The organism is Nocardioides dubius (assembly GCF_039528155.1).
In the GTDB taxonomy this organism is placed as follows: Bacteria; Actinomycetota; Actinomycetes; order Propionibacteriales; family Nocardioidaceae; genus Nocardioides; species Nocardioides dubius.
This window is the reverse complement of record NZ_BAAALG010000003.1, coordinates 49,030-57,930: the sequence shown is the minus strand read 5'-3', so window position 1 is coordinate 57,930 and position 8,901 is coordinate 49,030. Positions and strand designations below refer to the sequence as shown.

The 8,901-nt window shown below is 72.2% G+C and carries 9 protein-coding genes; 5 read left to right on the top strand and 4 right to left on the bottom strand.

What is annotated here, in order from left to right; genetic code table 11:
- Window positions 1-19: 19 nt before the first annotated feature.
- From ABD151_RS04425 to ABD151_RS04415, 3 genes are all read right to left on the bottom strand, one after another.
- Complete coding sequence (locus ABD151_RS04425; RefSeq protein ID WP_343991737.1) at window positions 20-262, bottom strand: RNA-binding protein; 243 nt, start codon at window positions 260-262, stop codon at window positions 20-22.
- A gap of 5 nt (window positions 263-267) precedes the next feature.
- The gene (gene rpsP, locus ABD151_RS04420; protein WP_343991735.1) at window positions 268-750 is read right to left on the bottom strand and encodes a 30S ribosomal protein S16; all 483 of its coding nucleotides are present in this window, start codon (window positions 748-750) and stop codon (window positions 268-270) included.
- A 235-nt stretch (window positions 751-985) separates the two neighbouring features.
- The gene (locus ABD151_RS04415; RefSeq protein ID WP_343991733.1) at window positions 986-1,465 is read right to left on the bottom strand and encodes a glutathione peroxidase; all 480 of its coding nucleotides are present in this window, start codon (window positions 1,463-1,465) and stop codon (window positions 986-988) included.
- Between the two features lie 88 nt (window positions 1,466-1,553).
- Between ABD151_RS04415 and ABD151_RS04410 the strand changes: the two genes are divergently transcribed.
- From ABD151_RS04410 to ABD151_RS04395, 4 genes are read left to right on the top strand one after another with little or no spacing between them, the layout of a single operon-like run.
- Window positions 1,554-2,453, top strand: a complete 900-nt coding sequence (locus ABD151_RS04410) for a siderophore-interacting protein (protein ID WP_343991731.1) — start codon at window positions 1,554-1,556, stop codon at window positions 2,451-2,453.
- Between the two features lie 45 nt (window positions 2,454-2,498).
- Window positions 2,499-3,320 (top strand): ABC transporter ATP-binding protein, encoded by an 822-nt coding sequence (locus tag ABD151_RS04405; RefSeq protein ID WP_343991729.1) that lies wholly within the window; start codon window positions 2,499-2,501, stop codon window positions 3,318-3,320.
- A gap of 20 nt (window positions 3,321-3,340) precedes the next feature.
- Complete coding sequence (locus ABD151_RS04400) at window positions 3,341-4,357, top strand: iron-siderophore ABC transporter substrate-binding protein (RefSeq protein ID WP_343991728.1); 1,017 nt, start codon at window positions 3,341-3,343, stop codon at window positions 4,355-4,357.
- Entirely contained in the window at window positions 4,350-6,491 is a 2,142-nt protein-coding gene (locus ABD151_RS04395; protein WP_343991727.1) for an iron ABC transporter permease, read from the top strand. Before ABD151_RS04400 ends, ABD151_RS04395 begins: the two co-directional genes overlap by 8 nt.
- A 23-nt stretch (window positions 6,492-6,514) precedes the next feature.
- On the opposite strand, the gene ABD151_RS04390 is transcribed toward ABD151_RS04395, so the two are convergent.
- A complete protein-coding gene (locus tag ABD151_RS04390) occupies window positions 6,515-7,585 on the bottom strand; it encodes an amidohydrolase family protein (protein ID WP_343991725.1) in 1,071 nt (356 codons plus the stop codon).
- Between the two features lie 95 nt (window positions 7,586-7,680).
- On the opposite strand from ABD151_RS04390, the gene ABD151_RS04385 reads away from it, so the two are divergent.
- A complete protein-coding gene (locus tag ABD151_RS04385) occupies window positions 7,681-8,829 on the top strand; it encodes a ScyD/ScyE family protein (protein WP_343991724.1) in 1,149 nt (382 codons plus the stop codon).
- Window positions 8,830-8,901 lie beyond the last annotated feature (72 nt).

Sequence of the window (8,901 nt, the reverse complement as noted above, 5' to 3'; positions counted from 1 at the left end):
TCGACGAGTGTGCGAAGAGTCAGCGCCGGCGGTCGACGTCGACGAAGTCGACGCGAGCTCCGCCGCGGCCGGCCAGAGCCGAGACCACGGTGCGGAACGCCGAAGCGGTGCGACCGCTCCGTCCGATCACCTTGCCGAGGTCGTCGGAGTGGACCCGAACCTCGAGGACCGAGCCCCGGCGCAACTGCTTGTCACGCACGGAGACGTCGTCGGGGTGGTCCACGACGCCACGGACCAGGTGCTCCAGCGCATCAGCCAGCATCAGGCTCAGCCCTCGCTCGACTCAGCGGCCTCGGCGGGAGCCTCGGCAGCGGCCTCGGCCGGCGCCTCGGTGGCGGGGGCCTCCTCGGAGACCTCCTCCTTCTCAGCCTTCTTCTTCTTGGTCACCGCAGCGGCCTTGGGCTCGCTGGCGGCCTCCTTGAGAGCCTCGTTGAAGATCTCGAGCTTGTCGCGCTTCGGAGCGGCGACCTTGAGGGTGCCCTCGGTGCCCGGGAGGCCCTTGAACTTCTGCCAGTCACCGGTGATCTTGAGGATGGCCTCGACGGCCTCGGACGGCTGAGCGCCGACGCCGAGCCAGTACTGAGCGCGCTCGGTGGTCACCTCGATGAAGGACGGGTCCTCCTTGGGGTGGTACTTGCCGATCTCCTCGATCACCTTGCCGTCGCGCTTCTTGCGGGAGTCGACGACGACGATGCGGTACTGCGGCACCCGGATCTTGCCCAGGCGCTTCAGACGAATCTTGACGGCCACGTTTGTGGTGTCTCCTTGAAAATTGTGTGTGGGGTGAGCCGCCCGTTCCAGGTGGGGACCGGGTAGAGCGCCTCTATGGACCCTGCAGCATCCGGGTGAGAGGGTCCGGCTGCACAGAACTCAACGGGTGATTCTGCCAGAGGCCTCCGCACCGTGGGAAATCCGCCCCGATCTGCCGCATCGCAAGGTCATGCGCCCCGCGGGCGCGGCCCACGGATCGCCGGGTTCTCCGGAGTCAGCCGAGCGCCTTCTCGATGTCGGCGGCGAGCTTCTCCGGCTTGGTGGCCGGCGCATACCGCGCGATCACCTCACCGTCGCGACCGATCAGGAACTTGGTGAAGTTCCACTTGATCCGGTCCCCCAGCAGGCCGCCCTTCTCCTGGCGCAACCAGCGGTAGAGCGGGTGCGCCTGCTCGCCATTGACGTCGATCTTGTCGAACATCGCGAAGCTCACCCCGTAGTTGCGCTCACAGAAGGCGCCGATCTCCTCGGCACTGCCAGGCTCCTGGCGGGCGAACTGGTTGCAGGGGAAGCCGAGCACCGCGAGTCCGCGCTCGGCGTACTCGCCGTGCAGCTCCTCCAGGCCGGCGAACTGCGGCGTGAAGCCGCAGTTGGAGGCGGTGTTGACCACGAGCACTACCTGGCCCTCGAAGTCGGAGAGCGCGCGCTCCTCGCCGGCAAGGGTGGTCGCGGTGAAGTCGCCGAGTGTGGGCATGCGCCGAGCCTAGCCAACCAGCACCGGGCCACGCAGCGGATTCGCCATATGGTTAGCCTTGCCTAAGTCCCAACCCCAGGAGGCACCCATGGCGGACCAGCCGCGCATGATCGTCGACGTCGCCCAGGTCAGCGCCGTCACCCAGCTCAGCCCGAGCTACGTCCGCGTGGAGCTCACCGGCCCCGAGTTCGCCGAGCTCGGCGTCGACGGCCCCTGGCTCGACCAGCGGATCAAGCTGGTCTTCCCCAGCGCCGCCGGCCTGCCGCCCCTCACCCCGGGCATCGACGACCTGTGGACCCACTGGCGCACGCTGCCCGAGGCCGAGCGCGGCCACATGCGCACCTACTCGGTACGCGACGTCGTCGGCGAGGGCGACGCCCGGCGCCTGGTGGTCGACATGGTGCGCCACGACTCGCCCGGCCTGTCGGGGCCCGGCGGCGCCTGGGCCTGCTCGGCCGAGGTCGGCGCGAAGGTGATCGTGCTCGCGCCGCGACGCGGCAAGGAGTTCGGTGGCATCGAGTTCGCCCCGCCCGCGGGCCACCCGATCCTGCTGGTCGCGGACGAGACGGCCGTCCCCGCCGCCTCCCGGATCCTGGCCGACCTGCCGGACGACGCCCGCGGCCACGCATTCTTCGAGGTGCCGTTCGCCGAGGACTTCCTCGAGGTCGAGCGCCCCGACGGCGTCGCGGTGCACTGGCTGGCCCGCGGCCACGAGGATTGGGGCACCCGGCTGATCCCCGAGGTGCTGCGCCACCTCGGCCACACCGGCGGCGTCCAGGCCGTCGCGGACGAGGAGATCGACCCCAACCTCTGGGAGGTGCCGACCGCGGACGAGGGCGACGACGAGCGTGGCGACTACTACGCCTGGATCGCCGGCGAGAGCGGCGTGGTCACCACCCTGCGGCGGCACTTGGTCCGCGACCTGGAGTTCCCCAAGAGCCGGGTCGCCTTCATGGGCTACTGGCGCAAGGGCGTCACCATGGGATGACGTTAGGTTAGGCAATCCTAATTGCAAATGCTAGGTTCCTGCGCCATGACCACCTCCCCGCTCTCGGATCGGGCACCCGCTCCCCTGGCCGGCCACGATCTCGTGCTGGGCTACCAGCGCTCTCAGGTCGTGCACGGCGTCGACCTGGAGCTGGCGCCCGGCGAGGTCACCGCGCTGGTCGGCCCGAACGGCAGCGGCAAGTCCACGGTGCTGCGCGCACTCGCCCGGCTGCACCCGATCGACACCGGCGAGGTCTCGGTGGCCGGCGTGGCGCTGCGCGCGCTGCGCGCGCGTGACTTCGCCCGCCAGGTCGCCCTGCTCTCCCAGTCCCGGCCGCACCCGTCGGGGCTGACCGTGCACGACGTCGTCGGCTTCGGCCGCCACCCGCACCGGACCCGGTTCGGCGCGCTGGGCGCCGAGGACCGCGACGCGATCGCCCGGGCGCTGGAGATCACCGGCACGACCGCCATGGTCGACCGGCCGGTCGACCAGCTCTCCGGTGGCGAGCTGCAGCGGGTCTGGCTCGCCTCCTCGCTGGCCCAGGACACCGGCGTCCTGCTGCTCGACGAGCCCACCAACCACCTGGACCTGCGCTACCAGGTGGAGACGCTGAACCTGGTCCGCCGCCTCGCCGAGCGCGGCACCGCACTGGGGGTCGTCCTGCACGACCTCAACCACGCCGCCGCGGTCGCCGACCGCGTCGTCCTCCTGCACCGGGGCCGCGTCCACGCCGACGGCGCCCCGGCCCACGTCCTCACCTCGGAGAACCTGACCGCCGTGTACGGGATCCCGATCGAGACGACCGTGTCAACGGCGACCGGTCACCTCCACGTCGAGGCGCTAGCCAGCACCCGACTACGACCCTGATCCGAAAGGACCATCCCCCGATGAAGCGACTCTCGATCGCCGTGGCACTGAGCGCCGCGCTGGCGCTCACCGCCTGCGGCACCACCGAGGAGAACGACGAGGCGCCCGCCGCGGCCGCCTCCGGCGAGTGCGCCGACGACACCACCGCCACCAGCACCGAGCCGGTCGAGCTGACCGACGGCTTCGGCCGCACCGTCACCCTCGACGCCCCCGCCAAGCGGATCGCCGTCCTGGAGTGGCAGCAGATCGAGGACGCGCTCTCCCTCTGCGTGACCCCGGTCGCGGTGGCCGACGCAGCCGGCTACGGCGCCTGGAACACCGCGGAGAAGCTGCCGGCCGACGGCGTGGTCGACGTCGGCACCCGCGGCGAGCCCAACCACGAGGCGCTGCTGGGCACCAACCCCGACCTGATCATCGTCGAGGCGTACAGCGCCGACGACGAGAACATCAAGGCCCTGGAGAAGTACGACATCCCGGTGCTCGCCACCAAGGGTGCCGACGCCGCCGACCCGATCGCGCAGATGCGCTCCACCTTCGAGCTGATCGCCGAGGCGACCGGTCGCGGCGAGCGCGCGGAGGCGGTGCTCGAGCAGTTCGACACCAAGCTCGCCGACGCCAAGGAGAAGGTCGCGGACGCCGACCTGCCCACCACGGAGTTCGTCTACTTCGACGGCTGGGTCGACGGTGGCAACATCAGCATCCGCCCGTTCGGCCAGGGCGCCCTGGTCTCCGAGCTGGGCGAGGCGCTCGGCCTCACCAACGCCTGGACCGGCGAGGTCGACCCGGCCTACGGCCTCGGCCAGACCGACGTCGAGGGCTTCACCAAGGTGGGCGACGCGACGCTGCTCTACACCGGCACGATCGACCCGGAGGCCGAGGACGTCAACGAGCGCCTGGCCGCCAACCCGATCTGGAAGAAGCTGCCCTCGGTCGAGGCCGGCAACGCCCACGCCTTCCCGGCCGGCATCTGGACCTTCGGCGGTCCGCGCTCGGCCGAGCAGGTGATCGACGCCTACCTCGGAGTGTTGGTTGACTGACGTCGCCACCCGCCCGGCGGTGGAGCCCGGACCGGTCACCCCGGCCCCGGGCCCCGCCGACGGGCCGACTCGGCTCTCCGCCCGCGGCGCCCTGGGCGGCGTGGGCGTCCTGGTCGTGCTCGCACTGAGCACGCTCGTCCTCGGGCTCTGGCACCTGACCCAGGGCACGTCGGGGATCGGACCGCTCGACGTCGCGCGGTGGATGCTCGGCGGTCCCGACGCGTTGGCGGGCACCGGTGTCAGCACCGGCGACCTGCTCTGGGGATCGCGGATGCCCCGGTTGGCGGCTGCTGTCGTGGTGGGCTTCGCGCTCGGCGTGGCCGGCTGCCTGTTCCAGTCCATCGCTCGCAATCCGCTGGCCTCACCCGACACCTTGGCGGTCACCGGTGGCGCCTACCTCGCGGTGACCGCGGTCGCCGCGTTCGGCCTCACCCTGCCGCTGTGGGCCTCCGGCCTCTCCGGCTTCGTCGGCGGCGCGGTGACGGCGTTGCTCGTGCTCGCGCTGGCCGGTGCCGGCGCCTCCACCACCCGGCTGATCCTGGCCGGCTCCGCAGTGGCGATGGCCACCCAGGCGGCCACCTCCACCCTGCTGATCCTCTTCGAGGAGGAGACCACCAGCCTCTTCGCCTGGGGCAACGGGTCGCTGACCCAACTCGACTTCAGTGCGGTCGGCTTCGCGACGCCGCTGGTGCTGCTCGCCTTCGCCGGTGCGCTGTGGCTGGCCCGCAACCTCGACGTGCTCTCGCTCGGCGAGGACACCGCCGCCAGCCTCGGCGTGCCGGTTCGCCGGACCCGGGTCGGCGGCGTGCTGCTCGCCGTGGTGCTCACCGCCGCCGCGGTCACCGTGGCCGGCCCGATCGGCTTCGTCGGCCTGGTCGCTCCGGTCCTGGTCCGGGTCGCGGCCCGCGTGGTGCCCGCCCTGCAGCGCCACGCCTTCGCGCTCCCGGCCGCCGGCCTGCTCGGTGCGGTCGTGGTGATCGGCTCCGATGCCGCGGTCCGCGCCCTGCTCGGCGCCGAGGAGGGGCTCTCGGTGCCGCCCGGCGTCACGACCACGATCCTCGGCGGCATCCTGATGATCGCGCTGGCGCGCTCGCACCGTGGCTTCGGCTCCGACCGCACCTCCCCCACCGCCCGCCGGCTGCTGGGTCGCGGCGGCTTCGCCGTCGTCCTGGTCGTGCTCACCCTGGTCCTGCTCTGCCTGGCACTCACCGGTCTGCTGGCCGGCCACACCTGGCTGCGCATCGGCGACCTCGGCCTCTGGCTCAACGACAGCGCCGGCCCCTTGGTCGGCTTCGCCCTGGACGAGCGAGCGCCGCGGGTCGCCGCCGCACTCGCCGCAGGAGCCGCCCTGGCCCTCTCCGGAACCCTGGTCCAGGGAACCTGCCGCAACCCCTTGGCAGAGCCCGGTCTGCTCGGCATCACCGGCGGCGCCGGACTCGGCGCCGTGCTCGTGGTGACCGGCGGCGGCAACCACGCGCCGTCGTCGTCGGAGGTGCTGTTCGCCGGGGTGCTCGGCGCGCTGGCCTCGTTCGCCCTGGTCTACGCGCTGTCGTGGCGCGGCGGGCTCGACGCCGGGCGTCTGGTGCTGATCGGGATCGGCGTCTGGTACACCACCACCGCGATCTCGACGTTCCTCCTGGTCCGCAGCAACCCGTGGGACACCCCGCGGATCTACACCTGGCTCTCCGGCACCACCTACGGGCGGACCTGGGAGCAGGTGCTCCCGGTGCTGATCGTGCTGGCGGTCGCGCTGCCGGTGGCACTGCTGCTGCGCCGTGAGCTCGACCTGCTCTCCCTCGACGACGACGTCCCGCGCGGCGTCGGCGTGCCGCTGGAGCCGGTCCGGCTGGCGATCCTGCTGCTGGGCGCGCTGCTCGCGGCCACCAGCGTCGCCGCCGTCGGGGTCGTCGGCTTCGTCGGCCTGGTCGCGCCGCACGCCGCCCGCTCCCTGGTCGGCTCACGGCATGTCCGGGTGATCCCCACCGCGCTGCTGCTGGGCGCCGCCCTGATGGTGCTGGCCGACCTGCTGGGTCGCACCGTGATCGCGCCCGCCCAGATCCCGGTCGGACTGCTGGTCTCCTTGATCGGCACGCCCTACTTCATCTGGCTGCTGTCACGGTCCCGGAGCACCTGAGGCTCAGGCAGGCTCAGCCGGGCTCAGGCGACGACTGCGCCGCGCAACACGACCGCGACCGGGCGGCGCAGCACGGACAGATCGAGGCGCGGGTCGGCGTCGTAGACGACGAAGTCGGCGCTGGCCCCCTCCTCGATGCCGGTGAAGCCCAGCCAGGAGCGCGCCTTCCAGGAGGCGGCGGCGATCACGTCGGCCTGCGGCAGGCCCATCGCCACCATCGCCTCGATCTCCCCGGCGAGCTCGCCATGGCGGGCCACGCCGCCGCCGTCCGAGCCGACGAAGAGGTCCACGCCGGCCTCATGGGCGCTGAGCAGGGTCTCCCGGCGGCGGGCGAAGAGCTCGTCCATGGTGGCCGAGTAGTCCGGGAACTTCTCGCGGCCGTCGGCAGCGAACTGCGGGAACTTGGCGGTCTGCATCACCGTCGGCACCAGGGCGACGCCGCCGGCGACCATCTGCTCGAGGTGGTCGAGGCCCAGCCCGGTGCCGTGCTCGATGCAGTCGATGCCGGCGTCCAGCAGCCCCTGGAGCACGTCGGTGCCGAAGCAGTGTGCGGTCACCTTGGCCCCCTCGGCGTGGGCCGCGTCGATGGCGGCGGCGAAGGTCACGACGTCGAAGGACGGGGTGAGGTCGCCGGCCTCGCGGGAGATCCAGTCGCCGACCAGCTTGATCCAGCCGTCGCTGCTGCGCGCCTGCTCGGCCGCGTAGGCCACCAGCTCCTCGGGCTCGACCTCGTGGCCGAAGTTCCGGATGTAGCGCCGGGTCCGGGCCAGGTGGCGGCCACAGCGCACCAGGCGCGGCAGGTCGTCGCGCTCGTGCACCCAGCGGGTGTCGGTCGGCGAGCCACAGTCGCGCAGCAGCAGGGCGCCGGTGTCCCTGTCGGCGAGGGCCTGGGCCTCCACCTCCGCGTCGCTGATCGCGCCGTGGTCCTCCAGGCCGAGGTGGTTGTGGGCGTCCACCAGGCCGGGCACGATCCAACCGCGCGCGACGACGTCCGCCCCGGGCTGCGGCTCGAAGGTGATCCGACCGTCCCGGACGTAGACGTCGCGGCTCTCGCCGTCGGGCAACACGGGTCCGGTGAACTTCGCGGCGCTCATGCGCCGACGCTATCGCGAGGGCATTTCTGCAATCTGGGTGGTGCCGCACTCCGCGGAACGTGCGCAAGGTGGACAGCGGTCCCTTGGAGGTTCCCATGAAATCCATCCGTCTATCCGCAACCCTCTCCGCACTCGCTCTCGGCGCCTCGCTCGGCGCTGCTCCTACCGCTCTGGCCGACTCTGAGTCGGCACCGGCGCCGGACTGGCACGTGGTCGCCACCGGCCTGGACAACCCCCGTCATCTCTCCGTCAACGGCAACGCGCTCTATGTCGCCGAGGCCGGCACCGGCGGCTCCGGTCCGTGCCAGGCCGGGCCGGAGGGCGACGAGGTCTGCTTCGGCAAGACCGGCGCGATCACCCGGGTCACCTGGCACGGCCAGCGCCGCGTGGTGACCGGTCTGCCCTCGCTGGCCTCCCCCGACGGCAGCGCCGCGATCGGCCCCACCGACGTCCTGGCCCACGGCCGGAGCTGGGTGGCCACCATCGGCCTCGGTGCCGACCCCGCCGTCCGCGACCAGCTGCCGGCCACCGGACGCCGGCTGCTCGGCACCGTGGCAACCGGCAAGTGGTGGAAGAAGAAGCACCACCGCGGCTGGTCCACCCGTCCCCGGGTGCTGGCCGACCTGGCCGGCTACGAGGCCGCCAACGATCCCGACGGCGTCGGCCCGGACAGCAACCCCGGCGGCATCGCGCGCACCCGAGGCGGCTTCGTGGTCGCCGATGCCGGGGCCAACGCGGTGCTCAAGGTGAGCGCGAAGGGCCGGATCAAGCTGATCGGCGTGCTCGACTCGCCGGGAACCGCGCCTGCTCCGTTCCCGCCGTTCCCCGAGATCGAGATGCAGGCCGTGCCCACCTCGGTGTTCGCTGCACCGGACGGCTCGGTCTACGTCAGCGAGCTGGTCGGCTTCCCGTTCCAGGCGGGTGCGGCACGCATCCACCGGTTCTCCCGCACCGGCGCGCACAGCATCGTCGCGACGGGTCTGACCAACGTCACCGACCTGGCCTGGTACCGCGGCTCGCTGTACGCCGTGCAGATCGCCGACGAGGGCCTGCTCGCCGCCGGTGAGGAGCTGCCGATGGGCTCGCTGGTCAAGGTGGTGCCCGGTGGCACCGCGACGACGGTGGTCGACAACCTGCCGGCTCCCTACGGGGTGGCGTTCGCCCGTGGCACGGCGTTCCTCACCACGTGTGCGGTCTGCCCCGACGGTGGTCAGGTGGTGGCAGCCGACCTCACAGCTGACTGAGCAGCCAGGACGGGCTCATCGCCATCGCGCCCAGGCCCTGTACCCGGGCACGGAGGAACTGATCGGCGGTGA